Genomic DNA, 25,667 nt, shown 5'->3' on the forward strand with positions numbered 1-25,667 from the left:
CCGGTAAGCGAAGCGCCACCGGGCAAAAAAAACGTACATAGAAAAAATATAACCCTCTGTAAATTACAGGGCATGGTGAGCGGCTTCGCTATGCCCAAAATCTGGAGACAGATTGCGATGGATATTCCAGTTACTGCTACAAAAACCGGGCGTCGCCGCTACCTGACGCTAATTATGATTTTTATTACCGTGGTCATTTGCTATGTCGACCGCGCCAACCTTGCTGTGGCCTCGGCCCATATTCAGGAAGAGTTTGGCATCACCAAAGCGGAAATGGGCTACGTCTTCTCGGCGTTTGCCTGGCTGTATACGCTCTGCCAGATCCCCGGCGGCTGGTTCCTTGACCGCGTGGGGTCACGTCTGACCTACTTTATCGCTATTTTGGGCTGGTCCGTGGCGACCCTGTTCCAGGGCTTCGCCACCGGGCTGATGTCGCTGATAGGCCTGCGCGCCATCACCGGGGTGTTTGAAGCGCCCGCGTTCCCGACCAACAACCGCATGGTGACCAGCTGGTTCCCTGAACACGAACGTGCTTCCGCTGTTGGTTTTTACACCTCCGGGCAGTTTGTTGGTCTGGCGTTTCTGACGCCGCTGTTAATCTGGATCCAGGAGCTGCTGAGCTGGCACTGGGTGTTCATCGTCACCGGCGGGATCGGCATTATCTGGTCGTTAATCTGGTTTAAGGTCTATCAGCCGCCGCGTCTGACCAAAAGCATCACCAAAGCCGAACTGGACTACATCCGCGACGGCGGCGGTCTGGTGGACGGCGATGCGCCAGTGAAAAAAGAGGCGCGCCAGCCGCTGACCAGAGCGGACTGGAAGCTGGTCTTCCACCGTAAGCTGGTGGGCGTATATCTGGGCCAGTTCGCGGTGACCTCCACGCTGTGGTTCTTCCTCACCTGGTTCCCGAACTATCTGACCCAGGAAAAAGGGATAACCGCGCTGAAGGCGGGCTTTATGACCACCGTACCCTTCCTTGCGGCGTTTTTCGGCGTGCTGCTCTCGGGCTGGCTGGCGGATAAGCTGGTGAAAAAAGGCTTCTCACTGGGCGTTGCGCGTAAAACGCCGATTATCTGCGGACTGCTGATCTCTACCTGCATCATGGGAGCGAACTACACCAACGATCCAGTGTGGATCATGACCCTGATGGCGGTAGCGTTCTTCGGGAACGGTTTTGCCTCCATCACCTGGTCGCTGGTGTCGTCCCTGGCACCGATGCGGCTGATTGGCCTGACTGGTGGCGTATTCAACTTCGTTGGCGGCCTGGGCGGGATCACCGTGCCGCTGGTCATCGGTTACCTGGCGCAGGACTACGGCTTTGGTCCGGCTCTGGTGTATATCTCTGCCGTGGCGCTGATCGGCGCGCTCTCCTACATCCTGCTGGTAGGTGACGTGAAACGAGTAGGCTAATCCCTTCGGATGTTTTACCCTGATGCGATAACCGCGCATCAGGGTATTTTCATGAAACAAATCACCTTCGCTTCCCGCAACCACCAGCTCACCAACATCAACATCTGGACGCCAGACAGCCAGTGGCTTGTCTATGATGTCCGCCCGTCCGGCGCGTCGTTTACAGGTAAAACCATTGAGCGGGTCAACGTCGGTACGGGCGAGGTTGAGGTGATCTACCGTGCGACTGACGGCGCGCATGTCGGCGTGGTGACCGTTCATCCTGCCGGGGAGAAATATGTTTTTATCCACGGCCCGAAAAACCCGGATGCAGACTGGCAGTATGATTTTCACCATCGTCAGGGAGTGATTGCGCACAACGGCCAGGTGAGCAATCTTGATGCGATGGATATCACCGCGCCTTACACGGCGGGGGCGCTGCGTGGCGGCAGCCACGTTCACGTTTTTAGCCCGAACGGACAGTTCGTCAGCTTTACCTACAACGACCATGTGCTGCACGCGCGCGATCCGCAGCTGGATTTGCGTAACGTCGGGGTGGCGGCGCCTTTTGGTCCGGTAAACCCACAGGGGAACCATCCGCGGGAATATGCTGGCACCTTCTGGAGCGTGCTGGTAAGCCGGACAACGCCGAACCCGCAACCGGGCAGCGATGAGATCAACCGCGCCTATGAAGAGGGCTGGGTGGACAACGACAGGCTGGCGTTTATCGGCGATACGGTGTCTGCGAAAGGCGAGAAAGTGCCCGAACTGTTTATTGTGAACCTTCCCAAGGACGAGCAGGGCTGGAAACGGGCGGGCGATGCGCCGTTGCAGGGGACGCCGGATACAATGCCCGCGCCGCCTGCGGGCGTCATACAACGCCGCCTTACCTTCACCCATCAGAAGGCGTATCCGGGGCTGGTGAACGTGCCGCGCCACTGGGTGCGCAGCAATCCACAGGGGACGCAGATTGCGTTTTTAATGCGGGACGATAACGGCATTGTGCAGCTGTGGCTTATCTCCCCTGAAGGCGGTGAGCCGCGTCAGTTGACACACGCTGAGAGCGATATTCAGTCGGCCTTTAACTGGCATCCTTCCGGCAACGGGCTGGGATTTGTGCTTGCAGGCCGCATTGCCTGCTGCGATGCGCAGACCGGAGAGGTGACGTTTTTGACGTCCGATCATGGCAACCCGCCGTCTGCTGACGCTGTGGTGTTTTCCCCGGACGGACGTTTTATTGCGTGGATGGAAGAGAAGGACGGTTTCCGCCAGCTGTGGCTAACGGAAACCGCACAGAATTAGCGCGGGGTCATCTCTGCGGGGGGGATGACGGAGTTAGTCGCCAGCGTCTCCTGCTCGCTTTTCTCAACGCGCGAACGCACTGAGCTGTCGGTGCGGAACATATCCCACGGCAGCAGAAGCGTATCGGCAACCGCCGTAAACGGCATATCAAGAATCGCCAGAGATTTGGTACCCCAGTTTGTCTCATCATCAGAGATCATGGCGGCACTGGCGCGCGTCCCCGGATATGTTCCTTCTTTACCGCCGGTGTGCGACATCACGCTCGAACACCCGCAAAGTAAAACAACCCCGCTGAACGTCGCCAGCTTAATCAGAACATTTCTCATCATCACTCAGTCATCATTAGTAGCACGGCATTGACCTGCAACTCAGGGTTATAGCGAGGCGCGTTCAAAATGGATAGCTCAAAACTCCCGCACTGTGGTCGCCATCGCAATTTAACCCTTTGTGCTGTGCCCCTGAGTCTATGCGACAACCAGCAAAGTGCAAAAAAATCTCACATCAACAGGCTTGAAAAGGCCGTATCCAGACCCATTTTAAGAATGTAACCCGATAACGGACACGCCTGATGGGTGTTCGGGGAAGCAGAAGCCTGTCCATGGTGGAAGGCTACATTTTCTCGCTGATTCCAGGAGTTTTTATCTATGCGTAATTTCGATCTCTCTCCGCTATACCGTTCTGCCATTGGTTTTGATCGTCTGTTCAACCACTTAGAAAACAACCAGAGCCAGAGCAACGGCTATCCTCCTTACAACGTTGAATTGGTTGACGAAAACCACTATCGCATTGCGATTGCTGTCGCCGGTTTCGCAGAGAGCGAACTGGAGATCACCGCGCAGGACAATCTGCTGGTGGTGAAAGGCTCCCATGCGGGCGAGCAGAAAGAACGAACCTACCTCTACCAGGGCATCGCAGAGCGCAACTTTGAACGCAAGTTCCAGCTGGCTGAGAACATCCACGTCAAGGGCGCGAACCTGGTGAACGGCCTGTTGTTTATCGAACTGGAACGTGTGATTCCGGAAGAGAAAAAACCGCGTCGTATCGAAATCAATTAATTAAGCGGGTCGCGGCTGCGGCCCACCTGAAATTGCTTGCCGTAAAGGGAGCATATGCGAATCCGTAAGGGTTTGCAGGTACAACTGCGCACAAAAATAAACTGTGCCGAACTCGCTTCTCAGAAGGAGATTTAGTATGCGTAACTATGATTTTTCCCCCCTGCTGCGTCAGTGGATCGGTTTTGACAAACTGGCTAACGCGCTGCAAAGCGCAACCGAACAGCAGACGTTTCCGCCGTACAACATCGAAAAAAGCGATGATAACCACTACCGCATCACGCTTGCGCTGGCCGGGTTTCGTCAGGAAGATCTCGACATCCAGCTTGAGGGTACGCGCCTGACCGTTAAAGGGTCACCGGAAAAACCAGACACCGAGACCAAATGGTTGCATCAGGGGCTTGTCACTCAGCCGTTTAGCCTGAGCTTTACCCTGGCAGACCATATGGAAGTTTCTGGCGCGACGTTCACTAACGGGCTGCTGAATATTGACCTCACCCGTAACGTGCCGGAAGCTATCGCGCCGCAGCGCATCGCCATTAGCGACAGGCCGGCGTTAAACAGTTAACAAACCCGCCGAAACTGTAGGTCGGGTAAGGCGCAGCCGCCACCCGACAACGCTCACAGACCGCACAAGGCCCTGCCCCGGCAGGGCTTTTTTGTGCGCCATCACCCATACAACCGCCGCCAGCTCTGAGAGAATCCCTGTTATAACTAAGGTTATGCACAGGATGTGGAACATGAGTGATATCGCGTTAACCGTCAGCGTGTTGGCCCTTGTCGCGGTAGTGGGGCTATGGCTGGGGAATATCAAAATCCGCGGCGTCGGGTTTGGGATTGGCGGGGTGCTTTTCGGCGGGATTTTTGTCGGCCATTTTGCCGACCAGCTTGGGTGGGTGCTCAGCGCCGATATGCTGCATTTCATCCAGGAGTTCGGCCTGATCCTCTTTGTGTATACCATCGGTATTCAGGTGGGGCCGGGCTTCTTCGCTTCCCTGCGCGTCTCCGGTTTACGCCTTAATCTCTTTGCCTTCGGCATCGTCGTGATGGGTGGGCTGGTCACCGCCATTCTGCACAAACTCTTCGCTATTCCGCTGCCCGTCGTGCTGGGCATCTTCTCCGGCGCCGTAACCAATACGCCCGCGCTCGGGGCGGGCCAGCAAATTCTGCGCGATCTGGGTATCCCTGCTGATGTCGTCGATCAGATGGGGATGAGCTACGCCATGGCCTATCCGTTTGGCATTTGCGGTATTTTGCTCTCCATGTGGCTGGTGCGCGTGCTGTTCCGCATAAACGTCGAGCAGGAGGCGAAAGAGCATGAAAGCACGCTGACCAACGGCCATGCGCTCATTAAAACCATCAACATTCGCGTCGAAAACCCCAACCTGAATAATATGGCGATCCAGGATGTTCCCATTCTGAACAGCGCGACCATTATCTGTTCACGCCTGAAACGTGACGACACGCTGATGGTGCCTTCACCTGACACACTCATTCAGCACGGCGATCTCCTGCATCTGGTAGGGCAACCGGCGGATTTAAACAATGCCCGGCTGGTGATTGGTCAGGAGGTGGATACCTCGCTCTCAACCCGTGGAACGGACATGCGCGTGGAGCGCGTGGTAGTGACCAATGAGAAGGTCCTGGGCAAGAAAATACGCGATTTGCAGGTTAAAGAGCGTTATGACGTGGTGATCTCCCGGCTTAACCGCGCCGGTGTCGAGCTGGTGGCCAGCCAGGATGCCAGCCTGCAATTCGGTGATATTCTCAACCTCGTCGGGCGTCCTTCATCTATTGATGCCGTAGCGAACATGGTGGGCAACGCCCAGCAAAAACTCCAGCAGGTGCAGATGCTGCCGGTCTTTATCGGCGTCGGGCTTGGCGTCATGCTTGGCTCCATCCCCCTGTACGTGCCCGGCTTCCCGGTAGCACTGAAGCTGGGGCTGGCAGGCGGGCCGCTCATTATGGCGCTGATCCTCGGGCGTATCGGCTCCATCGGTAAGCTCTACTGGTTTATGCCGCCGAGCGCTAACCTGGCGCTGCGGGAGTTGGGCATCGTGCTGTTTCTGGCGGTGGTGGGGCTGAAATCCGGCGGCGATTTTGTCGATACTCTGGTGAACGGCGAAGGGATGAGCTGGGTAGGCTATGGCATATTCATTACCGCCATCCCGCTGATAACGGTCGGATTACTGGCGCGTATGTTCGCTAAAATGAACTATCTCACGCTGTGCGGCATGCTGGCCGGTTCCATGACCGATCCGCCCGCGCTGGCGTTCGCCAATAACCTGCACGCCACCAGCGGCGCGGCGGCGTTGTCCTACGCCACGGTCTATCCGCTGGTGATGTTTTTGCGCATTATCACCCCGCAACTACTGGCGGTGCTGTTCTGGGGGATGGGCTAATAAGTCTTCCGGGTGGATACGCCGCAGATGGTAGTCCACCTGGTAATCGCTGGTGTTCCGGAACATCACGGAATAGTTGAGGAACTCGCCGCTGTCGCTGTAGGAAAGAGAGGTGATGCGCAGCAGCGGCGTCTGTTCCGGCAGATTCATATAACCGGCCAGCTGTTTATCTGCCAGCACTGGCGTCAGGCTCTCGTAGTTGCCGCTAATGGTGATCCCGCACTCCTTCTCGATGTAATCAAACTTAGACCCTTCGAGATGCGCCAGGGAAAGATTGCGGAACAGCTTCACCGGCATAAAGCTGTCCTCAAGCATCAGCGGTTTTCCGTCCACGTAACGTACCCGCCTTGAAAAATAGATCCGCTCATCAACCTGAATCCGCAGCTGGCTGGCGATGGCGGGCGGCGCGGGCATCACTTCAAACTGCAACACCTTGCTCTGCACTTCTTTCCCCTGCTGGCGCAGTACCTCCACCAGCCCGGTCAGGTTAGTCGTTTCATGATGAACGTCTTTGCGCGCCACGAACGTCCCGCTGCCGTGTCGACGTTCAACCAGCCCCCAGCTTACCAGCAGATCCAATGCCTTGCGGATGGTCATCCGGGCTACGCCAAACTCCTTTGCCAGCGCTTTTTCGCCGGGTAACGGGCTGCCAATGTTGTAGTCCGACGAATTGAGCCGTAGCCGCAATCTGTCGGCAATAGATTTGTAGATCACCTGTAGACCTCTGCTCGCCCGTTATGGCGTGGATTACGTCATAACTTGTCCATATTTGCTATCAAAAGTAGACCTGATTGGTCAAATTAAAACCATGAATGCGATCACGAATCGCAGCGGCACGCCATGTTCCCGCATCAGTAACTTCTTATGCTCACCTCAGGCCAGTAAAAAATCATAAAGGCCTCTACCCCTACAGGTTGTTTCATGAGGATTTAAAAATGCTCAGTCAAATACAACGTTTTGGCGGCGCCATGTTCACCCCGGTTTTACTGTTTCCCTTTGCCGGGATCGTGGTCGGGATCGCCATCATGCTTCGCAACCCGCTGTTTGTCGGCGAAGCTTTAACGGCCCCCGATCATCTGTTCGCGCAGATTGTTCACATCATCGAAGAGGGCGGCTGGGCGGTGTTCCGCAATATGCCGCTGATTTTTGCTGTCGGCTTACCGATTGGCCTGGCAAAGCAGGCGCAGGGCCGCGCCTGTCTGGCGGTGCTGATTAGCTTTCTGACCTGGAACTACTTTATCAACGCGATGGGGATGACCTGGGGTCACTTCTTTGGCGTCGACTTCTCTGCTGAACCCACTGCTGGCAGCGGGCTGGCGATGATTGCCGGAATCAAAACGCTTGATACCAGCATCATCGGGGCGATTATCATTTCCGGGCTCGTCACCGCCATCCACAACCGATTTTTCGACAAGCCGTTGCCAGTCTTCCTGGGGATTTTCCAGGGCACCTCGTTTGTCGTTATCCTCGCGTTCTTCGTGATGATCCCCTGCGCCTGGCTGACGCTGCTGGGCTGGCCGAAAGTGCAGATGGGCATTGAGTCCCTGCAGGCGTTCCTGCGCTCTGCCGGTGCGCTCGGCGTATGGGTCTATACCTTCCTGGAACGCATTCTGATCCCAACCGGATTGCACCACTTCGTCTACGGTCCGTTTATTTTCGGCCCGGCGGCGGTAGAGGGCGGCATTCAGGTCTACTGGGCGCAGCACCTGCAGGAATTCAGCCAGAGCACTGTGCCGCTGAAAACACTGTTCCCTGAAGGCGGCTTCGCCCTGCACGGCAATTCGAAAGTGTTTGGCTCGGTCGGGATTGCGCTGGCGATCTGGTACACCGCGTCGCCGGAGAACCGCGTCAAGGTTGCGGGGCTGCTGGTTCCGGCCACGCTTACCGCCGTGCTGGTGGGTATTACCGAACCGCTGGAGTTCACCTTCCTGTTTATCTCGCCGTTGCTGTTTGCCATCCACGCCGTGCTGGCCGCAACGATGGCGACGGTGATGTATACCTTCGGGGTGGTGGGGAACATGGGGGGCGGTCTGCTGGACCAGTTCCTGCCGCAAAACTGGATCCCGATGTTCCATAACCACGCCTCGACGGTATTCACCCAGATTGGCATCGGCCTCTGCTTCACCGCTCTCTATTTCGTGGTCTTCAGGACGCTTATCGAACGTCTGAATCTGAAAACGCCGGGCCGGGAAGAGAGCGAAATCAAGCTCTACAGCAAGGCCGACTATAAGGCGGCGCGTGGGCAAACCACCGCCCCGGCAGCAGCCAGCCAGCAGGTCGGACAGGCCGCTGGGTTCTTACAGGCGCTCGGCGGCGCAGCAAATATCGAAAGTATCAATAACTGCGCCACCCGCCTGCGTATCGCCCTGGTGGATATGACGAAAACCCAAAGCGACGACGTCTTCAAAGCCCTGGGCGCACACGGTGTGGTGCGACGCGGCAACGGCATTCAGGTGATTGTCGGTCTGCACGTTCCTCAGGTGCGCGACCAGCTGGAATCGCTGATGAAAACCCCTTTAACAAACGAACAAACCACTCTGACAGAGGCTATATCATGAAAAAATTCTCAGTTGTTATTGCAGGCGGCGGCAGTACATTCACGCCTGGTATCGTCCTGATGCTGTTAGCCAACCGTGACCGTTTCCCGCTGCGTGCGCTGAAGTTCTATGACAATGACGGAGCACGTCAGGAGGTTATCGCCGAGGCGTGCAAAATCATCCTCAGGGAGCAGGCGCCTGAGATTGAATTTAGTTACACCACCGATCCGAAAGCAGCCTTTACCGATGTGGATTTCGTGATGGCGCATATTCGCGTGGGCAAATACCCGATGCGTGAAAAAGATGAAAAAATCCCGCTGCGCCACGGCGTGCTGGGCCAGGAAACGTGCGGGCCGGGTGGCATTTCCTACGGCATGCGCTCCATCGGCGGCGTGCTTGAGCTGGTAGATTATATGGAACAGTACTCCCCGAAAGCGTGGATGCTGAACTACTCCAACCCGGCGGCTATTGTCGCGGAAGCCACGCGCCGCCTGCGTCCGAACGCGAAAATCCTCAACATCTGCGACATGCCGATCGGCATTGAAGGCCGTATGGCGCAAATCGTCGGCCTGAAAGACCGCAAAGAGATGCGCGTGCGCTACTACGGTCTGAACCACTTCGGCTGGTGGACGTCGATTGAAGATCTGAACGGAAACGATCTGATGCCGAAGCTGCGCGAATACGTGGCGAAAAACGGTTATGTACCGCCTTCGGAAGATGTGCATACTGAAGCGAGCTGGAACGATACCTTCGCCAAGGCCAAAGACGTACAGGCGCTGGATCCGGACACCATGCCGAACACCTACCTGAAGTATTACCTGTACCCGGACTATGTGGTCGCCCATTCCAACCCGGAGCGTACCCGCGCCAATGAAGTGATGGATCACCGTGAGAAGCATGTATTCAGTTCATGCCGGGCGATTATCGAAGCCGGTCATTCTTCTGCCGGTGAACTGGAAATCGACGAACATGCGTCGTACATCGTCGATCTGGCGACCGCGATTGCCTTTAATACCCAGGAACGCATGTTGCTGATTGTGCCTAACAATGGGGCTATCCATAATTTTGATGCCGACGCGATGGTAGAAATTCCGTGTCTGGTCGGCCACAACGGACCGGAGCCGCTGACCGTGGGTGATATTCCGCACTTCCAGAAAGGGCTCATGAGCCAGCAGATGGCGGTGGAAAAACTGGTGGTGGACGCCTGGGAGCAGCGCTCGTATCAGAAACTCTGGCAGGCGATTACCCTGTCGAAAACCGTACCGAGCGCATCGGTGGCGAAGGCGATTCTGGACGATCTGATTGAAGCTAATAAGGATTACTGGCCAGAGCTGCACTAATCTTTCTGACCGGCATCGCCAGATGCCGGTCTCCTTGTCCTGGCTGAATTACGCTATGCTGAAGCCTGCATGCTGCACGACAAGGAACCTTCATGAACATTTCCCGCCTCGGTGAAGCGCCGGACTACCGCTTCTCACTGGCTAACGAACGCACGTTCTTAGCGTGGATCCGCACCGCCCTGGGCTTTCTGGCCGCAGGCGTCGGCCTTGATCAGCTCGCCCCCGATTTTGCCACTCCGTTGATTCGCGAAGTGCTGGCCCTGCTGCTGTGCCTGATTGCCGGCGTGCTGGCGATTTATGGCTATCTGCGCTGGCTGAGAAATGAAAAAGCGATGCGTCTGAAGCAGGATCTCCCCTACACGCGCGGTTTGCTCATCATCAGTACGATTTTGCTGATGGTTGCGGGCGTAGTGATGTTACTGGTGCTGTATGCCGGATAGCCGCAAAGCGCGGCGGGAAGCGGACCCCGGGCTTCAGCCGGAGAGAACCTCGCTGGCCTGGCTGCGCACGCTGCTGGGGTATGGTGCGTTGATCGCGCTTGCCATTAAGCACAACTGGCACCGCACGGGGGCGCCATTCTGGATCTCCATTGTTGTGCTGGCGCTGGTAGCCATCATTTTATGGCGCTACACCCGCAGCCGTAACCTGATGGACGTGGCGCAGAGCGACTTTGTACAGCCGAAGGCGGTGCGGGATAAGTTCCTTATCGCCCTGGCCGTGCTGTCGCTGTCACTGCTGTTTGCGGTCACCCACATTCAACAAATTTTGCACCTGTAGGTCGGGTAAGGCGCAGCCGCCACCCGGCATATTTACTTCCCTTTCGCTAAATATTTCGCCATCTCGTCTTCCGGCACCATGCCGCCGCCGGTCGCCCAGACCAGGTGTGTAGTGTTAGCATTCGCCGTTATGCGTACCGGCCCGGCCATCCCCGCCAGCGCCGACGGCTCCAGACAAATGCCTTCTTCCTGCGCCAGCCAGCCGAGCAGGTCGTACATGCTTTGATCGGAGAGGGTATAGAACCCGTCAAGCAGACGCTCCATCGCGCGGCCCACGAAGCCGGACGCGCGACCTACCGCCAGACCGTCCGCCGCCGTCACGTTATCAATACCCAGATCCTGCACCGCGATTTCATCGTGCAGCCCGGTGTAAACGCCCAGCAGCATGCACGGGGAGTGCGTGGGCTCGGCGAAGAAACAGTGGACGTTATCGCCAAAGGCCAGCTTCAGGCCAAACGCTACGCCGCCAGGCCCGCCGCCGACGCCGCACGGCAGATAAACGTTCAGAGGATGTGCAGCGTCCACCACGTGCCCCTGCGCGGCAAACTGCGCTTTCAGGCGCTCACCTGCAACCGCATAGCCCAGGAACAGCGTGCGTGAGTTCTCATCGTCAATAAAGAAACAGTTTGGATCGCTTTCCGCCGCTTTGCGCCCTTGCTCCACGGCCACGCCATAATCCTGCTCATATTCCACGACGATCGCGCCGTGGCTGCGCAGTTTGGCTTTCTTCCACTCGCGAGCGTCTGCGGACATATGCACCGTGACCTTAAAGCCGATGCGCGCGCTCATAATGCCGATGGACATCCCCAGGTTGCCGGTTGAACCCACCGCGATGCTGTACTGGCTGAAGAAGGCTTTAAAGCGTGGCTCCAGCAGGATGCTGTAATCGTCATCCAGCTTGAGTAAACCAGAGGCCAGCGCCAGTTTTTCCGCATGGGCCAGCACCTCATAGATACCGCCGCGCGCTTTAATGGAGCCGGAAATCGGCAGATGGCTGTCTTTTTTCAGCAGCAGCGTGCCGGGGATCGTTGTGCCAAACTCCTGTTCCAGACGCGTTTTCATCGCCGGGATCGCGACCAGTTCGGATTCGATAATCCCGCCCGTTGCTGCCGTTTCCGGGAAGGCTTTCGCCAGATACGGCGCGAAGCGTTTCAGGCGCGCATGCGCGTCGTCCACGTCGGCTTTGGTCAGCCCGACATATGGCAACCCTTCCGCCAGCGTCGTGGTGTTCGGATTAAGCCAGGTGATCTCTTTCAGGGCAATCAAATCCGCCAGCAGCGGAAACCGGTCAATGAGGCCGGTCAGGTCAGTCGTTTTCATAATCTGTCTCAGAATTTAGTTCGTTTTGACTCTACACCAATTGTGAAAAAGCATGCTAAATACAGAGTAAAGCATTTGATTATTTGCAAGGGGCGTCGTGTTAAAGCCGTTCATTGTCACCGTGTTAGCGCTCGCTTCCGGCTGGGCCTGTGCCGCTGAGCCACCCCTGACGGCTGCCCGTTACGCGCAGATGTTGGGCGTCGGAATGGATGTCGACTGGGCCCGCACCGAGCGCGGTATACGCGAATTCGACCCGTTGGTGGTCCGTGATTTCCAGGCGAAAGGCATACATCATGTCCGTATTCGGGTGGCGGGCGAACCGACGGAAGCGCGGCTGATTCACCTGCGTAAGCTGGTGGAGGCCTGCGAGCAATACGGCGTCATCCCCATCATCGCCTATCAGGCCGATGAATATAAAAACGATCCGAAAGCGGATACCGAAAAAGCGGTGATCAACTGGTGGATTGCCGTGGCGCACTATTTTGGTCAGCGCTCGCCATTGCTGGGTTTTGACCTGATCTACGAACCGGCGGACAAGCTCAACCACAACGTTGCTTCGCTCATCCGGGTGTATGAGAAAGCGATCAAAGACATTCACGCCATTGATGCCAGCCGCATGATTTTTATCGCCCCTCGTCTGCGCGCCGCGCCGGAGGATTTATCCAGCCTGAAGCTGCCCGCACACAGCCAGAATTACCTGCTGGCGGAATGGCATATTTTCCCCTGGGGTCCGCTGAAAACGAACGGCAAATACCCGTGGACGTCCGGAACCGCGGCTGAGAAAGCGGCTATCCGTAACCGAATCAATGCCGCGCTGCACTGGCAGCAAAAAACCGGGCACGTTAGCTGGGTCGGGGGCTGGGGCGTGGGGGAGTCAAACCACCTCACACCAACCGCTTCGCAAATGGCCTTCGCCAACTTTATGGCCTGCGAGCTGCAAAAGGCGAAAATCCCGTATGCGCTTAACGCGGACTTCCAGTTTTACGACGGGGAAGAGGGTGCCTGGCGGCCTGCGCCAGAGCCGTTATTACAGGCGATGATTGCGCCCGTGTGTGAAAAGCCCGGCGAGAAGCCGGGCCATCATGCGGTTAAACCGGCTGTTCGTGATGCGGGACGCGCGACGCCAGCGGCAGCCAGCACAGCAAAATCAGCAGCCCCATCAGGGTCATCAGCAGGCCCAAACTCGCCTGCCCGGTCTGCGGCATCATAGCCGAAAGCCAGGCCAGCGCGCCGGAACCGATATTCTGTAAACCGCCGACCAGGGCACCAGCGGTGCCCGCGAGGAACGGGAACGGCTCCATTGCGCCGCTGGTGGCGAGCGGGAACAGCATGCCCGCGCCGAAGAAGAACAGCGCTGCCGGGATAAGCAACGTCCAGACCGACATCACGTCAAACAGCCCCGGGATCCACATCATCAGCCCGGCCAGCAGACAGCTGATCACCGACTGCCACATCAGCGTAGAGAAGCGTTTGTTCGGACGTCCGGCGAACCATGCGCCGAAGAACGCCGCCGGGATCGGCAGAATAAACAAAATGCTCACCACCATGCTGCTCAGGCCAAGGCCTGCGCCCAGCAGCACGCCGGAACAGGCTTCAAACACCGCAATGCCCGCCAGGCCGCCGATTAGCATCAACAGATAACAGGTAAACGACCCATTACCGAACAGCGTTTTGTAGCTGGCGATGAGCTTCGTGCGCGGCGCGTCCTGCGGACGTGTTTCCGGCATCCAGCGCGCCATGCTGAAGGTGACAATAATGCACAGCACCAGCAGGAAGGCGTAACAGGCGCGCCAGGACCAGACGGTGTCCAGCAGACCCCCAATCAGCGGGGCGAGCAGCGGGCTGACCAGAATGCCCATATTTAACAGACTGTTGGCGTGGCGAAGCTGGGTGCCCTGGTACATATCACGCGGCAGGGTACGCGCCATGACCCCGCCGACGCCGGTGCCCACGCCCTGGAGGGCGCTGGCGGCAATCAGGATGGTCAGGCTGTGCGTAGTAATGGCAATCACCGTCGCCACCATGAAAATGCTCATGCCCACCAGAATGACCGGACGACGCCCGACGCGATCGGACAGGGGACCATAAACCAGCTGTGAAACGCCATAGGTCAGCAGGTAGGCTGCCATCACGCTCTGTACCGCACCTTCGCGGACGCTCAGATCTTTTGCCATATCGGCAATCGCCGGAATGTAGATGGTTTGCGCCATCTGCCCGACGGCCACCAGTAACACCAGCATCAACAATAAGTTCACGTTCCGTTGCTTTTTCATGTCGCTGAATACTTTTGCCAAAAGAGATAAATAAAGAATAAGTGACTACGCATTCCCATAAATGCGCGAGGAATCTACCACAGAGAGATGACAATTTAAGCATTACTGTGATGAATGACAGAAGGCGTGAAGGCAGGATTTGTAAACAAGATCGGCAACTAATGTTGCCAGCGAATTACGCCAGGCGCAGCAGGACCGCACCGGCTGCAATACCCAGCGCCGCCGCGATGCGCAGGCCCACAACCTTCTCTTTTAAAAGCACAAATGCGATGAATGCGCCGAAGAGAATTGAGGTTTCACGTAGTGCGGCGACCACCGCCAGCGGCGCCTGGGTCATCGCCCAGAGTGCCAGACCGTAAGATCCCATCGTCCCGACGCCGCCGAGCAGTGTAACGCACAGGAGACGAACAAATATGGCCAGCATGCGGCAGTCGGCTGGGGCGAGAAGGGGAGTAAAATCAGCGCAATAAGCGCGGCTGAACCGCTGACCCCGATCGCCGAGTAGAGCTTGTCCGTTCCGGCTTTAACGATGGCGTTCCAGCTGGCATGCAGCAGTGCGGCGAACAGTAAAATGCAGAAAACGGTGATGGACATGGCGGATCGGTTGGTGAAATGTCATCCAACTGTAACATTCCCCCGTCGAGGCTGCCAGCCGCTTACACTGCGCAAAAAAGGCGGTGCGTCACCCGGGGCTCGTCTGACACAAGCCTGAAGCCCGCCCGATGATAAAATCCGTACGCGGTTTCCGGCGCATGGGTATTAAGAAAATCAAACCAGATGCTGGCATCCGCCATCACCACGGTCAAAAGTTGTTTTCCAATCCCCAGCCCACGGCACTTTTCGCTGACGTAGAGATGACGAATACGTCCGGCGCGCGGCTGCTGGCTGAATGGATCGCGATTTAGACCGCACACGCCCACCAGCCTGCCGTTAAGAAACGCACCCAGCAGCTTTTCACCCGGCGCGTTAAAGCGATTCTCACCGCGCTGCCAGTTCTCTTCCAGCCTGCGCAGCATATTGAAATTTAACGCGATACTCTCGGCCTTCAGGGCGATATAGCCCGGTTCATCAGGGGTAACAGGCTCAATTAACAGACGCGACATAGCATTCCCTCGTTATTAAAGAGGGGCGGTTGCCCGCCCCTCTCAGGTGCGACTTGAACCTGAATCACTTAACGTATTTCAGGACAGCATCAAGCAGTTGCAATACAGCAACAATGAGTTTGAGGACAAGTATGACCATATCCACGACGCTCATACGCGTCTCCTTTTGGTTAAAAGGAGCACGATGCTGGCGTACCTTTCCGCCGCCTGTGGCCAGCACCTGGATTGACGTAACACAGTGTGCTCACTTCAGGGGTTAAGGCACTGACGGCACCACCCGTTTCAGCCAGGACTTCGTTGCGCCGGTAAACTGCGGCCCCCTCGCTCACTGCGAACACCCTCAGTATAGATAAATACTGTATGCATGAACAGTATTTTATGGACAAATTTTGGAAGGCGATCCATACTCAAAAACGTCAAAATCCGTGCCGGAATTGCGCGTTCGTCTTCGATCGCGTATACTTTTCGCGTTGACGTAACACAGTGTGTTCTGCGGCAACCAACCGCAAAACCCTGATAAAAACCTCGCTTAGGCGGGGTTTTTTGTTTTCTGACGAAGTGAAAATAGTATCCTCCGTTGACTTATTGGCAATAGGTGTTATCGTTGCCATAATGGCAACGGACGCGGCAGGCAAGCAGGATGCATTTAATCTCAATGAAGGCAATTTTGGATGCGGTAAGCCAGTTCCCGCAACACAGAGAAGAGCTTCTCTTTTTAGGACGAGTTATTGAAAAGAGCCACTGCCCGACGCCCGCTGCACCGAGAAAACTTTTTCCAACGCTGGATAACTTCAAGTATCTTGATAAGCATTATGTTATTGATATTGCAAATAACAATCTCAGAGTAGTGGCTCTCATATTCTTTGAAAGCCAAAAGTTTTATGTGCGCCATGTTTTTACTCATAAGGAATATGACCGTTTTACGGAGAAACATCGCACTAAGGGGAAGAAATGATGATCGTCGCTGATGCAATGAAAGCTACGCACGCCCTTGTTGCGGCCGTTCCTTTACTGGGTGAACAGCCGAGCGAGAAAGATTATAAGGATGCGCTTGAGCTGGTTGAGTATCTCCTTATGAACGAGCCCAATAGCCCCTTGCTGGATATTGTTTGCGCCAGAATTAGCCATTACGAAGCTAATCGGCCAGAGATAGTCGCATTACGCAAGGAGATGGAGTCCGTTCCCGTCGGAATTGCAGTTTTGAGAACCTTGATGGATCAATACAATCTGACGATATCGGATTTTAAGGATGAAATTGGTAGTAAATCGATGGTTTCACGGGTTCTGAATGGTCAGAGACAGCTTACTCTGAACCATATTAAAAAGCTGGCGGTCAGATTTGGGGTATCACCTGCGCTATTTATTGAGTGAGTAAAAACCCTTTATTGAGTGTCATCACCCAACAAACGAAACGTGATCCCTGACACATTTTTGCGCAGTTGAAAATATTTTCATTGTCACATCCGAAAACCTGTGTTTGTATAAATTCTATCAATGATTCCAAACACAGGTCCCCAATGACTTCATCCATCTTCACGTCGACCCTACTAAAAACTGCGCAACCTGCCGCAGTGGTCGTCGTGCGTGTGGTGGTGGTCGTCGGCAATGCGCCGTAGGGACTGGATCAACACACGAATCCAAAACCCCGCCGGCGCAAACCGGGCGGGGTTTTTCGTTTAGGACCTCTCCCGGATACGCTAAGTAGTTCGGGTTGCAGGAAGGCGGCAAGTGAGCGAATCCCCAGGAGCGTACATAGGTACGTGACTGGGGTGAGGGAACGCAGCCAACGCATCTGCAACCTGAACTACGACGCGTAAAGCTGGCTCAGAAGAAAAGGACTGGAGCATGGCAAGTTCGGGCACAACATCCACAAAAACGCGTTTTACAGGCGCGCAGCTGATTGTTCATTTACTGGAACGACAGGGCATCACCACCGTTGCGGGCATCCCGGGTGGGACCGTGCTGCCGCTGTATGATGCGTTAAGCCAAAGCACACAGATCCGCCACGTGCTGGCGCGCCACGAGCAGGGCGCAGGCTTTATCGCTCAGGGCATGGCGCGTACCCAGGGTAAACCGGCGGTCTGTATGGCCTGCAGCGGGCCGGGCGCCACTAACCTGGTGACCGCCATCGCCGATGCGCGCCTCGACTCCATTCCGCTGATCTGCATTACCGGCCAGGTGCCGTCCTCGATGATCGGTACCGATGCGTTCCAGGAAGTGGATACCTACGGTATCTCTATCCCCATCACCAAACATAACTATTTAGTTCGCGATATCAGCGAGCTGCCTCAGGTGATCAGCGATGCGTTTCGCATTGCCCAGTCTGGCCGCCCGGGTCCGGTGTGGATAGACATTCCTAAGGATGTCCAGACCGCAGAAATTGAGATCGACGTGCTGCCGGAGCCGGGCGAGCGTGCCCCGGCGCCGGAATTCAGCGCTGAGAGCGTGCGCGACGCCGCCGCCATGATTAACGCGGCGAAACGCCCGGTGCTCTATCTGGGCGGCGGGGCGATCAACGCCGCGGATGAAATTCGTCAGTTCGCTGAAAAAGCTAATTTACCTACCACCATGACCCTGATGGCGCTCGGCATGCTGCCAAAAGCGCACCCATTGTCTTTAGGGATGCTGGGCATGCACGGCGCGCGCAGCACCAACTACATCCTGCAAGAGGCGGATTTGCTGATTGTTATGGGGGCGCGTTTTGATGACCGGGCGATTGGCAAAACCGAGGAGTTCTGCCCGAACGCCAAAATCATTCATGTGGATATCGACCGCGCCGAGCTGGGTAAAATCAAGCAGCCGCACGTGGCGATTCAGGGCGACGTGGCCGAGGTGCTGGCACAGCTGATCCCACAGACGGAGGCAAACGACCGCGCCGACTGGCGCCAGCTGGTAGCCGATCTGCAACGCGAGTTCCCGGGCGCTATCCCAACCGAGGGTGACCCGCTGAGCCACTATGGTCTTATCAACGCCGTTGCCGCCTGCGTGGATGACAGCGCGATTATCACCACCGACGTCGGCCAGCATCAGATGTGGACCGCCCAGGCGTATCCGCTTAACCGCCCGCGCCAGTGGCTGACCTCCGGCGGCCTTGGCACCATGGGCTTCGGCCTGCCAGCAGCGGTTGGCGCGGCGCTCGCCAACCCGGACCGTAAGGTGATCTGCTTCTCCGGTGACGGCAGCCTGATGATGAACATTCAGGAGATGGCCACCGCAGCCGAAAACCAGTTAGACGTCAAAATCATTCTGATGAACAACGAGGCGCTGGGCCTGGTACACCAGCAGCAGAGCCTGTTCTATAAGCAGGGCGTGTTTGCGGCGACCTATCCGGGGATGATCAACTTCATGCAGATTGCCGCTGGTTTTGGCCTGCACACCTGCGATCTGAACGCCGAAGAAGATGCCCACGCGGCGTTGCAGGATGCGATTTCTCGCCCTGGCCCGGCGCTGATCCACGTGCGTATCGACCCTGAACAAAAAGTGTATCCGATGGTGCCGCCGGGTGCGGCCAATACTGAGATGGTGGGGGAATAAGCCATGCAGAAACAATGTGATAATGTCATTCTGGAACTCACCGTCCGCAACCACCCTGGCGTCATGACCCACGTCTGCGGGCTGTTTGCCCGACGGGCGTTTAACGTGGAAGGCATTCTGTGCCTGCCGATTCAGGGCAGCGAGCACAGCCGCATCTGGCTACTGGTGAACGACGACCAGCGTCTGGAGCAGATGATGGCGCAGATCGACAAGCTGGAAGATGTCACCAAAGTGGCACGCAACCAGTCCGATCCCACCATGTTTAACAAAATTGCGGTGTTTTTCGAGTAAATCACTTAAGGTAAAAGGCTTTTGCCGGATGGCGCTGCGCCTATCCAGCCTGCAAGGACGTTACACGTAGGCCGGATAAGGCGTTTACGCCGCCATCCGGCGTGTTCACGCATCAGGATCAAACCATGACCACCATCGCCCTTATCGACGACCACCTTATCGTCCGCTCCGGCTTTGCCCAGCTTCTCAACCTCGAACCGGATTTCCAGGTCGTGGCCGAGTTTGGCTCCGGTCGCGAGGCGCTGGCGGGCCTGCCGGGACGCGGGGTGCAGGTCTGTATCTGCGACATCTCAATGCCGGATCTCTCCGGGCTGGAGCTGTTAAGCCAGCTGCCGAAAGGGATGGCGACCATTATGCTCTCCGTCCACGACAGCCCGGCGCTGGTCGAGCAGGCGCTCAACGCGGGCGCGCGCGGCTTCCTCTCTAAACGCTGTAGCCCCGACGAGCTGATTGCCGCCGTGCGCACCGTCTCCACCGGCGGCTGCTACCTGACGCCGGATATCGCCATCAAGCTGGCGGCGGGACGGCAGGATCCGCTCACCAGACGCGAGCGTCAGGTGGCAGAGAAACTTGCCCAGGGCATGTCGGTGAAAGAGATTGCCGCGGAGCTGGATCTGTCCCCGAAAACCGTGCACGTTCATCGCGCCAACCTGATGGAAAAACTCAACGTCAGTAACGATGTCGAGCTGGCGCGCCGTATGTTTGACAGCTGGCAATGAGCCCCGTTTTTTCACGGCTGATCGCCGTCGTCGCCAGCTTTTTTATCTTCTCCGCCGCATGGTTCTGCCTGTGGAGCATCAGCCTGCATCTGGTGGAACGCCCGGAGCTGGCGGTGCTGCTTTTCCCCTTTGGCCTGCGTCTGGGACTGATGCTTCAGTGCCCGCGCGGATACTGGCCCGTTTTGCTGGGCGCAGAGTGGCTGATGCTGATCTGGCTGGCGCAGGAAGTGGCGCTGGCGCATCTGCCCTTATTGATGACCGGAAGCCTGCTCACGCTTATCCCGGTCGCCCTGATTTCCCGCTACCGTCACCAGCGCGACTGGCGCACGCTGCTGCGTCAGGGGGCGGCGCTGATTGCCGCCGCGCTGTTGCAGTCCCTGCCGTGGGTGGGCGAAAAGGAGGTGCTCAACGCCCTGTTGCTGACCCTCACCGGCGGCCTGACGCTGGCACCGACCTGCCTGGTTTTCTGGCACTACCTCACCAGCACCGTCTGGCAGCCGCTCGGCCCGGCGCTGGTCTCCCAGCCGGTGAACTGGCGCGCCCGGCACCTGATCTGGTATCTGCTCCTGTTTGTGGTGAGCCTGTGGTTGCAGCTTGGTCTGCCCGCTGAATTATCACGCTTCACGCCGTTTTGTCTGGCGCTGCCGATCATCGCCCTTGCCTGGCACTACGGCTGGCAGGGGGCACTGATCGCGACCCTAATGAACGCCATCGCGCTGATCGCCAGCCAGACCTGGCACGATCATCCGGTAGATCTGCTGCTCTCGCTGCTGGCCCAGAGCCTGACCGGGCTGCTGCTGGGGGCGGGCATCCAGCGCCTGCGCGAGCTGAACCAGTCTCTGCAAGCCGAGCTGGCGCGCAATCGCCGTCTGGCGGAGCGTCTGCTGGAGACGGAAGAGAGCGTGCGCCAGGAGGTTGCCCGCGAGCTGCACGATGACATCGGCCAGACCATCACTGCCATCCGCACCCAGGCGGGCATTGTCCAGCGCCTGGCGGCAGAAAACACGGGTGTGAAGCAGGGCGGGGCGCATATCGAACAGCTTTCGCTGGGTGTCTATGACTCCGTTCGCCGCCTGTTAGGGCGGCTGCGCCCGCGCCAGCTTGACGATCTGTCCCTGGAGCAGGCGGTGCGTTCCCTGATGCGCGAGATGGAGCTGGAAAGCCGCGGGATAGTCAGCCATCTCGACTGGCGCATCAATGAAGCTACCCTGAGCGAAGGTCAGCGCGTGACGCTGTTCCGCGTCTGTCAGGAGGGGCTGAACAACATCGTCAAACACGCCAGTGCCAGCGCGGTCACGATCCAGGGCTGGCAGCAGGACGAGCGCCTGATGCTGGTGATTGAAGACGACGGCTGCGGCCTGCCGCCGGGCTCCGGCCAGCAGGGCTTTGGCCTGGCGGGCATGCGCGAGCGCGTGAAGGCGCTCGGCGGCACGCTGACAATCTCCTGCACCCACGGGACGCGCGTCAGCGTCAGTTTGCCGTTAAGGACGCACCATGTTTAAAACCCCCGCCAGCGCCGCCCCGCTAGGCAACAAAGCGGAAATCGACGCCCGCTACCGCTACTGGCGACGTCATATCCTGGTCACTATCTGGCTCGGCTACGCGCTGTTCTACTTCACCCGCAAAAGCTTCAACGCCGCCGCGCCGGAGATCCTCGCCAGCGGCGTGATGGCGCGCACCGATATCGGCCTGCTGGCGACGCTGTTTTACATCACCTACGGTCTGTCGAAGTTCTTCTCCGGCATCGTCAGCGACCGCTCCAATGCGCGCTATTTCATGGGCGTTGGGCTGATCGCCACCGGCGTGGTGAACATCCTGTTTGGCTTCTCCACCTCGCTCTGGGCCTTCGCCCTGCTGTGGGCGCTGAACGCCTTTTTCCAGGGCTGGGGCGCGCCGGTCTGCGCCCGCCTGCTCACCGCCTGGTACTCACGCAACGAGCGCGGCGGCTGGTGGGCGATATGGAATACCGCGCATAACGTCGGCGGGGCGCTGATCCCGATGGTGGTGGGGGCTGCCGCGCTGCACTACGGCTGGCGTGCGGGGATGATGATTGCCGGTGGCCTGGCAATTATCGCCGGGCTGTTCCTCTGCTGGCGCCTGCGCGACAGGCCGCAAACCGTCGGCCTTCCACCGGTGGGCGACTGGCGGCACGACGAGATGGAGATCGCCCAGCAGCAGGAGGGGGCCGGGCTGTCCCGCCAGCAGATCCTCACCAAATACGTGCTGAAAAACCCCTACATCTGGCTGCTATCGCTCTGCTACGTGCTGGTCTACGTGGTGCGCGCGGCCATCAACGACTGGGGCAACCTGTACATGTCCGAGACGCTCGGTGTGGATCTGGTGACCGCCAACTCGGCGGTGACCATGTTTGAACTGGGCGGGTTTATCGGCGCGCTGGTGGCGGGCTGGGGCTCGGACAAGCTCTTCAACGGCAACCGCGGGCCGATGAACCTGATTTTCGCCGCCGGAATTTTGCTCTCCGTCGGCTCGCTGTGGCTGATGCCGTTCGCCAGCTACGTGATGCAGGCGGCGTGCTTCTTCACCATCGGTTTTTTCGTCTTTGGCCCGCAGATGCTGATCGGCATGGCGGCGGCAGAGTGCTCCCACAAAGAGGCGGCAGGCGCGGCGACGGGCTTTGTCGGGCTGTTTGCCTACCTCGGCGCATCGCTCTCCGGCTGGCCGCTGGCGCGGGTGATCGACATCTGGCACTGGAGCGGGTTCTTCGCGGTGATCGCTATCGCGGCGGGCATCTCCGCCCTGCTGTTGCTGCCGTTTTTGCACGCGCAGGCACCGCGCGAAGCGTGACGCGCCTCACCTTTTGCTGCCGAGTCGCGCAAAACTAAGAAATTTTCCCGGTTTCACCTGGACGCTGTCTCAGGCATCTCTCCTGGCTGGTTTTTACAATGCTGCAAAAATCAGCTCAGGAGTAACTCAGTCATGCTGGCCTTCTTAAATCAGGTGCGCAAGCCGACCCTGGATCTGCCGCTCGATGTGCGGCGCAAAATGTGGTTCAAACCGTTCATGCAGTCCTATCTGGTAGTCTTCATCGGCTACCTGACCATGTACCTGATCCGCAAAAACTTTAACATCGCGCAGAACGACATGATCTCCACCTACGGGCTGAGCATGACGCAGTTGGGGATGATTGGCCTGGGCTTCTCCATCACCTATGGCGTGGGGAAAACCGTTGTTTCCTACTATGCGGACGGCAAAAACACCAAGCAGTTCCTGCCGTTTATGCTGATCCTCTCTGCCATCTGTATGCTCGGCTTCAGCGCCAGCATGGGCGCGGGCTCCGTCAGCCTGTTCCTGATGATCGCCTTTTACGCCCTGAGCGGTTTCTTCCAGAGCACCGGCGGGTCGTGCAGCTACTCCACCATCACCAAATGGACGCCGCGCCGCAAGCGGGGGTCGTACCTCGGCATGTGGAACATCTCCCACAACCTCGGCGGAGCGGGTGCGGCTGGCGTGGCGCTGTTCGGCGCGAACTACCTGTTCGACGGCCACGTCATCGGCATGTTTATCTTCCCGTCGATTATTGCCCTGATTGTTGGCTTTATCGGCCTGCGCTACGGCAGCGATTCCCCGGAATCGTACGGCCTCGGCAAAGCCGAAGAACTGTTCGGGGAAGAGATCAGCGAAGAGGACAAAGAGACCGAAGAAAACGAGATGTCCAAATGGCAGATCTTTGTTGAGTACGTGCTGAAAAACAAAGTGATTTGGCTGCTCTGTTTCTCGAACATCTTCCTGTACGTGGTGCGCATTGGTATCGACCAGTGGTCCACCGTGTATGCCTTCCAGGAGCTGAAGCTTTCTAAAGAAGTGGCGATTCAGGGCTTCACCCTGTTTGAAGTGGGCGCGCTGGTCGGCACGCTGCTGTGGGGATGGCTCTCCGACCTCGCCAATGGCCGCCGCGCGCTGGTGGCCTGCGTCGCGCTGGCGCTGATTATCGCCACCCTTGGCGTCTACCAGCACGCCAGCAACCAGTACATTTACCTGGCGTCCCTGTTCGCGCTCGGCTTCCTGGTGTTTGGTCCGCAATTACTGATCGGTGTGGCGGCAGTGGGCTTCGTACCGAAAAAAGCGATCGGCGCCGCCGATGGGATTAAGGGCACCTTCGCCTACCTGATCGGCGACAGCTTCGCCAAACTGGGTCTGGGGATGATCGCCGACGGCACGCCGATTTTCGGCCTTACCGGCTGGGCGGGCACCTTCGCCGCGCTGGATGCTGCCGCGATTGGCTGTATCGTCCTGATGGCGATGGTTGCGGTGCTGGAAGAGCGTAAGATCCGCCGTGAGAATCGTGCGCAGAAATTAAAAGTAGCCTGAGTGTGCAGGTAACTTCTTTGCCCGGTGTGTGATGCCGGGCTTTTTTATTTTGCACGGCCTACCTTTACTCCGCTTTACACACTTGCTCCTCTCTATGCTCTACAGTGTTTTTGCTGCCGCCTTTCGTGCAGCCTTAGCCCTTTTGCTAACGGAGAGCTTGCATGTTAACCCGACGATTGTCCTGCCTTGCGCTGCTGATGGCGCTGGCGTCCCCCGCAATGGCCGCGGATGCCCCCACCTACGGCGAGAAGCTGGAAGGTTTTGACTACGGCTGGCCGGTAAAACACTTTACCTTTACCTCGCAGAACCAGCCTCTGGATATGGCTTACCTGGACGTGAAACCGGAAAAACCCAACGGCCGCACCGTGGTGCTGATGCACGGCAAAAACTTCTGTGCTGGCACCTGGGACGGCACTATCCGCGCGCTGTCGGCCGGTGGGTATCGCGTGATCGCCCCTGACCAGATTGGTTTTTGTAAATCCACCAAGCCGGAGCATTACCAGTACACCTTCCAGCAGCTGGCGGATAACACCCACGCGCTGCTGAAAACGCTGGGCGTCGAGCGCGTGACGGTTATAGGACATTCGACCGGCGGCATGCTGGCAACCCGCTATGCGTTGATGTGGCCGCAGCAGGTGGAGCAGCTGGTGATGGTGAACCCGATTGGTCTGGAAGACTGGAAAGCGCGCGGCGTGCCGCATATTACGGTCGACCAGTGGTACCAGCGCGAGCTGAAAGTCAGCGCCGACGGTATTCGTCAGTACGAGAAAAACACCTACTACGCCGGGGAGTGGAAGCCGGAGTACGAGCGCTGGGTCACTATGCTCGCCGGGCTGAACAACGGGCCGGGCAAAGCTCGCGTGGCGTGGAACTCGGCGCTGCTCTACGACATGATTTATACCCAGCCGGTTGTCTATGAATTTAGCGAGCTGAAGATGCCGGTATTATTGATGATCGGCACGAAGGACAATACCGCCATCGGGAAAGATCTCGCCCCACCGGAGATCCGCAAGACGCTCGGCAATTACGCGGTGCTGGGCAAAGAGACGGCGGAGCGCATTCCGCACGCGACGCTGGTCGAGTTTAACGACATGGGCCACGCGCCGCAGATGCAGGATCCTGAACGTTTCCACGACGCGCTGCTGAAAGGGCTTCAGGCGCGCTGACGGGTCTTCAGCAACAGCCCGCGCAGCCACGCCTGCGCGGGATTGCTTTCATCGCAATTATCCAGCTTTTTTCGGTTCACTATTCTGGCCGTTCCCGCTGTTGACGCGCTGCGTTTCCCGCTATGATGGGCGGC

The 25,667-nt window shown here is 57.7% G+C and carries 25 protein-coding genes, 2 pseudogenes and 1 other annotated feature; of the genes and pseudogenes, 20 read left to right on the forward strand and 7 right to left on the reverse strand.

Going from position 1 to position 25,667, the window contains the following annotated elements:
- Positions 1–72: 72 nt before the first annotated feature.
- Together ACQG2Q_RS00060 and ACQG2Q_RS00065 are read left to right on the forward strand one after the other, a co-directional pair.
- On the forward strand, positions 73–1,410 hold the full coding sequence (locus tag ACQG2Q_RS00060) for an MFS transporter (protein ID WP_161177384.1): 1,338 nt from the start codon (positions 73–75) through the stop codon (positions 1,408–1,410).
- A 51-nt stretch (positions 1,411–1,461) separates the two neighbouring features.
- A complete protein-coding gene (locus ACQG2Q_RS00065; RefSeq protein WP_074169635.1) occupies positions 1,462–2,691 on the forward strand; it encodes a DUF3748 domain-containing protein in 1,230 nt (409 codons plus the stop codon).
- On the opposite strand, the gene ACQG2Q_RS00070 is transcribed toward ACQG2Q_RS00065, so the two are convergent.
- A complete protein-coding gene (locus ACQG2Q_RS00070; protein ID WP_032622035.1) occupies positions 2,688–3,020 on the reverse strand; it encodes a YceK/YidQ family lipoprotein in 333 nt (110 codons plus the stop codon). The two genes, ACQG2Q_RS00065 and ACQG2Q_RS00070, sit on opposite strands and share 4 nt — an antisense overlap.
- A gap of 247 nt (positions 3,021–3,267) precedes the next feature.
- Positions 3,268–3,342 (forward strand) — a sequence feature (ROSE (Repression Of Heat Shock gene Expression) occurs in the 5'-region of heat shock genes and acts as an RNA thermometer to modulate expression.).
- On the opposite strand from ACQG2Q_RS00070, the gene ibpA reads away from it, so the two are divergent.
- From ibpA to ACQG2Q_RS00085, 3 genes are all read left to right on the forward strand, one after another.
- Complete coding sequence (gene ibpA / locus ACQG2Q_RS00075; RefSeq protein WP_003861094.1) at positions 3,336–3,746, forward strand: small heat shock chaperone IbpA; 411 nt, start codon at positions 3,336–3,338, stop codon at positions 3,744–3,746. (Overlaps the previous feature by 7 nt.)
- 136 nt (positions 3,747–3,882) lie before the next feature.
- Positions 3,883–4,311, forward strand: coding sequence for a small heat shock chaperone IbpB (gene ibpB, locus ACQG2Q_RS00080; RefSeq protein ID WP_022646539.1), 429 nt, complete (start codon positions 3,883–3,885; stop codon positions 4,309–4,311).
- A gap of 172 nt (positions 4,312–4,483) precedes the next feature.
- The gene (locus tag ACQG2Q_RS00085) at positions 4,484–6,145 is read left to right on the forward strand and encodes a putative transporter (protein ID WP_022646540.1); all 1,662 of its coding nucleotides are present in this window, start codon (positions 4,484–4,486) and stop codon (positions 6,143–6,145) included.
- On the opposite strand, the gene ACQG2Q_RS00090 is transcribed toward ACQG2Q_RS00085, so the two are convergent.
- Positions 6,113–6,859 (reverse strand): GntR family transcriptional regulator, encoded by a 747-nt coding sequence (locus ACQG2Q_RS00090; RefSeq protein ID WP_022646541.1) that lies wholly within the window; start codon positions 6,857–6,859, stop codon positions 6,113–6,115. The two genes, ACQG2Q_RS00085 and ACQG2Q_RS00090, sit on opposite strands and share 33 nt — an antisense overlap.
- A 221-nt stretch (positions 6,860–7,080) precedes the next feature.
- On the opposite strand from ACQG2Q_RS00090, the gene ACQG2Q_RS00095 reads away from it, so the two are divergent.
- The 4 genes from ACQG2Q_RS00095 to ACQG2Q_RS00110 all read left to right on the forward strand — a co-directional run bounded on the left by ACQG2Q_RS00095 (position 7,081) and on the right by ACQG2Q_RS00110 (position 10,799).
- Positions 7,081–8,703, forward strand: a complete 1,623-nt coding sequence (locus ACQG2Q_RS00095; protein ID WP_022646542.1) for an alpha-glucoside-specific PTS transporter subunit IIBC — start codon at positions 7,081–7,083, stop codon at positions 8,701–8,703.
- Positions 8,700–10,022 carry a 6-phospho-alpha-glucosidase gene (locus ACQG2Q_RS00100; protein WP_063849886.1) on the forward strand — a complete coding sequence of 441 codons (1,323 nt, stop codon included), beginning with the start codon at positions 8,700–8,702 and terminating at the stop codon, positions 10,020–10,022. The genes ACQG2Q_RS00095 and ACQG2Q_RS00100 overlap by 4 nt, the downstream gene beginning before the upstream one ends.
- 92 nt (positions 10,023–10,114) lie before the next feature.
- Entirely contained in the window at positions 10,115–10,462 is a 348-nt protein-coding gene (locus ACQG2Q_RS00105; RefSeq protein WP_003861080.1) for a YidH family protein, read from the forward strand.
- A complete protein-coding gene (locus ACQG2Q_RS00110) occupies positions 10,452–10,799 on the forward strand; it encodes a DUF202 domain-containing protein (protein WP_022646545.1) in 348 nt (115 codons plus the stop codon). The genes ACQG2Q_RS00105 and ACQG2Q_RS00110 overlap by 11 nt, the downstream gene beginning before the upstream one ends.
- A 32-nt stretch (positions 10,800–10,831) precedes the next feature.
- Here the strand turns inward: ACQG2Q_RS00110 and dsdA are convergent, their stop codons facing one another.
- On the reverse strand, positions 10,832–12,118 hold the full coding sequence (gene dsdA / locus ACQG2Q_RS00115) for a D-serine ammonia-lyase (RefSeq protein WP_063849887.1): 1,287 nt from the start codon (positions 12,116–12,118) through the stop codon (positions 10,832–10,834).
- A 97-nt stretch (positions 12,119–12,215) separates the two neighbouring features.
- Here dsdA and ACQG2Q_RS00120 point away from each other — a divergent pair.
- Positions 12,216–13,301, forward strand: a pseudogene (locus ACQG2Q_RS00120) (cellulase family glycosylhydrolase); the annotation flags it as partial.
- Here the strand turns inward: ACQG2Q_RS00120 and emrD are convergent.
- The 4 genes and pseudogenes from emrD to tisB all read right to left on the reverse strand — a co-directional run bounded on the left by emrD (position 13,207) and on the right by tisB (position 15,648).
- Positions 13,207–14,391 (reverse strand): multidrug efflux MFS transporter EmrD, encoded by a 1,185-nt coding sequence (emrD, locus tag ACQG2Q_RS00125; protein WP_023298963.1) that lies wholly within the window; start codon positions 14,389–14,391, stop codon positions 13,207–13,209. The pseudogene ACQG2Q_RS00120 and the gene emrD overlap by 95 nt on opposite strands.
- 175 nt (positions 14,392–14,566) lie before the next feature.
- Positions 14,567–14,985, reverse strand: a pseudogene (locus tag ACQG2Q_RS00130) (EamA family transporter).
- A 62-nt stretch (positions 14,986–15,047) separates the two neighbouring features.
- The gene (locus ACQG2Q_RS00135) at positions 15,048–15,494 is read right to left on the reverse strand and encodes a GNAT family N-acetyltransferase (RefSeq protein ID WP_023298965.1); all 447 of its coding nucleotides are present in this window, start codon (positions 15,492–15,494) and stop codon (positions 15,048–15,050) included.
- Between the two features lie 64 nt (positions 15,495–15,558).
- Positions 15,559–15,648: a type I toxin-antitoxin system toxin TisB gene (gene tisB, locus ACQG2Q_RS00140; RefSeq protein WP_022646551.1), complete on the reverse strand. Its 90-nt coding sequence runs from the start codon at positions 15,646–15,648 to the stop codon at positions 15,559–15,561.
- Positions 15,649–16,134: 486 nt separating this feature from the next.
- Here tisB and ACQG2Q_RS00145 point away from each other — a divergent pair, with 486 nt between their 5' ends.
- The 10 genes from ACQG2Q_RS00145 (at position 16,135) to ACQG2Q_RS00190 (ending at position 25,533) form a co-directional block, all read left to right on the forward strand.
- On the forward strand, positions 16,135–16,449 hold the full coding sequence (locus tag ACQG2Q_RS00145; protein WP_063849888.1) for a type II toxin-antitoxin system HigB family toxin: 315 nt from the start codon (positions 16,135–16,137) through the stop codon (positions 16,447–16,449).
- Positions 16,446–16,865, forward strand: coding sequence for a helix-turn-helix domain-containing protein (locus tag ACQG2Q_RS00150; protein ID WP_023305145.1), 420 nt, complete (start codon positions 16,446–16,448; stop codon positions 16,863–16,865). The genes ACQG2Q_RS00145 and ACQG2Q_RS00150 overlap by 4 nt, the downstream gene beginning before the upstream one ends.
- Positions 16,866–17,011: 146 nt before the next feature.
- On the forward strand, positions 17,012–17,110 hold the full coding sequence (ivbL, locus tag ACQG2Q_RS00155; protein WP_057979964.1) for an ilvB operon leader peptide IvbL: 99 nt from the start codon (positions 17,012–17,014) through the stop codon (positions 17,108–17,110).
- Between the two features lie 229 nt (positions 17,111–17,339).
- Complete coding sequence (ilvB, locus tag ACQG2Q_RS00160; protein WP_063849889.1) at positions 17,340–19,028, forward strand: acetolactate synthase large subunit; 1,689 nt, start codon at positions 17,340–17,342, stop codon at positions 19,026–19,028.
- A gap of 3 nt (positions 19,029–19,031) precedes the next feature.
- Positions 19,032–19,319 (forward strand): acetolactate synthase small subunit, encoded by a 288-nt coding sequence (ilvN, locus tag ACQG2Q_RS00165; protein WP_015570113.1) that lies wholly within the window; start codon positions 19,032–19,034, stop codon positions 19,317–19,319.
- Positions 19,320–19,444: 125 nt separating this feature from the next.
- On the forward strand, positions 19,445–20,038 hold the full coding sequence (gene uhpA / locus ACQG2Q_RS00170; protein WP_022646555.1) for a transcriptional regulator UhpA: 594 nt from the start codon (positions 19,445–19,447) through the stop codon (positions 20,036–20,038).
- Positions 20,035–21,540, forward strand: coding sequence for a signal transduction histidine-protein kinase/phosphatase UhpB (gene uhpB / locus ACQG2Q_RS00175; RefSeq protein WP_063849890.1), 1,506 nt, complete (start codon positions 20,035–20,037; stop codon positions 21,538–21,540). The genes uhpA and uhpB overlap by 4 nt, the downstream gene beginning before the upstream one ends.
- The gene (locus ACQG2Q_RS00180; RefSeq protein WP_038414992.1) at positions 21,533–22,843 is read left to right on the forward strand and encodes an MFS transporter; all 1,311 of its coding nucleotides are present in this window, start codon (positions 21,533–21,535) and stop codon (positions 22,841–22,843) included. The genes uhpB and ACQG2Q_RS00180 overlap by 8 nt, the downstream gene beginning before the upstream one ends.
- A 132-nt stretch (positions 22,844–22,975) precedes the next feature.
- Complete coding sequence (gene uhpT / locus ACQG2Q_RS00185) at positions 22,976–24,367, forward strand: hexose-6-phosphate:phosphate antiporter (protein ID WP_023298970.1); 1,392 nt, start codon at positions 22,976–22,978, stop codon at positions 24,365–24,367.
- 161 nt (positions 24,368–24,528) lie between these two features.
- Positions 24,529–25,533, forward strand: a complete 1,005-nt coding sequence (locus tag ACQG2Q_RS00190; protein ID WP_058677100.1) for an alpha/beta fold hydrolase — start codon at positions 24,529–24,531, stop codon at positions 25,531–25,533.
- The last annotated feature ends 134 nt before the right edge of the window (positions 25,534–25,667 follow it).

The organism is Enterobacter cloacae complex sp. 370H10, from assembly GCF_050031535.1.
Classification (GTDB): Bacteria; Pseudomonadota; Gammaproteobacteria; order Enterobacterales; family Enterobacteriaceae; genus Enterobacter; species Enterobacter intestinihominis.

What these genes read in the sequence shown, in the direction of transcription:
- ACQG2Q_RS00060 (WP_161177384.1), top strand. Translation starts at nt 73, where the DNA reads ATGGTGAGCGGCTTCGCTATGCCCAAAATCTGGAGACAGATTGCGATG.
- ACQG2Q_RS00065 (WP_074169635.1), top strand. Translation starts at nt 1,462, where the DNA reads ATGAAACAAATCACCTTCGCTTCCCGCAACCACCAGCTCACCAACATC.
- ACQG2Q_RS00070 (WP_032622035.1), bottom strand. Translation starts at nt 3,020, where the DNA reads ATGATGAGAAATGTTCTGATTAAGCTGGCGACGTTCAGCGGGGTTGTT.
- ibpA (WP_003861094.1), top strand. Translation starts at nt 3,336, where the DNA reads ATGCGTAATTTCGATCTCTCTCCGCTATACCGTTCTGCCATTGGTTTT.
- ibpB (WP_022646539.1), top strand. Translation starts at nt 3,883, where the DNA reads ATGCGTAACTATGATTTTTCCCCCCTGCTGCGTCAGTGGATCGGTTTT.
- ACQG2Q_RS00085 (WP_022646540.1), top strand. Translation starts at nt 4,484, where the DNA reads ATGAGTGATATCGCGTTAACCGTCAGCGTGTTGGCCCTTGTCGCGGTA.
- ACQG2Q_RS00095 (WP_022646542.1), top strand. Translation starts at nt 7,081, where the DNA reads ATGCTCAGTCAAATACAACGTTTTGGCGGCGCCATGTTCACCCCGGTT.
- ACQG2Q_RS00100 (WP_063849886.1), top strand. Translation starts at nt 8,700, where the DNA reads ATGAAAAAATTCTCAGTTGTTATTGCAGGCGGCGGCAGTACATTCACG.
- ACQG2Q_RS00105 (WP_003861080.1), top strand. Translation starts at nt 10,115, where the DNA reads ATGAACATTTCCCGCCTCGGTGAAGCGCCGGACTACCGCTTCTCACTG.
- ACQG2Q_RS00110 (WP_022646545.1), top strand. Translation starts at nt 10,452, where the DNA reads ATGCCGGATAGCCGCAAAGCGCGGCGGGAAGCGGACCCCGGGCTTCAG.
- dsdA (WP_063849887.1), bottom strand. Translation starts at nt 12,118, where the DNA reads ATGAAAACGACTGACCTGACCGGCCTCATTGACCGGTTTCCGCTGCTG.
- emrD (WP_023298963.1), bottom strand. Translation starts at nt 14,391, where the DNA reads ATGAAAAAGCAACGGAACGTGAACTTATTGTTGATGCTGGTGTTACTG.
- ACQG2Q_RS00135 (WP_023298965.1), bottom strand. Translation starts at nt 15,494, where the DNA reads ATGTCGCGTCTGTTAATTGAGCCTGTTACCCCTGATGAACCGGGCTAT.
- tisB (WP_022646551.1), bottom strand. Translation starts at nt 15,648, where the DNA reads ATGAGCGTCGTGGATATGGTCATACTTGTCCTCAAACTCATTGTTGCT.
- ACQG2Q_RS00145 (WP_063849888.1), top strand. Translation starts at nt 16,135, where the DNA reads ATGCATTTAATCTCAATGAAGGCAATTTTGGATGCGGTAAGCCAGTTC.
- ACQG2Q_RS00150 (WP_023305145.1), top strand. Translation starts at nt 16,446, where the DNA reads ATGATGATCGTCGCTGATGCAATGAAAGCTACGCACGCCCTTGTTGCG.
- ivbL (WP_057979964.1), top strand. Translation starts at nt 17,012, where the DNA reads ATGACTTCATCCATCTTCACGTCGACCCTACTAAAAACTGCGCAACCT.
- ilvB (WP_063849889.1), top strand. Translation starts at nt 17,340, where the DNA reads ATGGCAAGTTCGGGCACAACATCCACAAAAACGCGTTTTACAGGCGCG.
- ilvN (WP_015570113.1), top strand. Translation starts at nt 19,032, where the DNA reads ATGCAGAAACAATGTGATAATGTCATTCTGGAACTCACCGTCCGCAAC.
- uhpA (WP_022646555.1), top strand. Translation starts at nt 19,445, where the DNA reads ATGACCACCATCGCCCTTATCGACGACCACCTTATCGTCCGCTCCGGC.
- uhpB (WP_063849890.1), top strand. Translation starts at nt 20,035, where the DNA reads ATGAGCCCCGTTTTTTCACGGCTGATCGCCGTCGTCGCCAGCTTTTTT.
- ACQG2Q_RS00180 (WP_038414992.1), top strand. Translation starts at nt 21,533, where the DNA reads ATGTTTAAAACCCCCGCCAGCGCCGCCCCGCTAGGCAACAAAGCGGAA.
- uhpT (WP_023298970.1), top strand. Translation starts at nt 22,976, where the DNA reads ATGCTGGCCTTCTTAAATCAGGTGCGCAAGCCGACCCTGGATCTGCCG.
- ACQG2Q_RS00190 (WP_058677100.1), top strand. Translation starts at nt 24,529, where the DNA reads ATGTTAACCCGACGATTGTCCTGCCTTGCGCTGCTGATGGCGCTGGCG.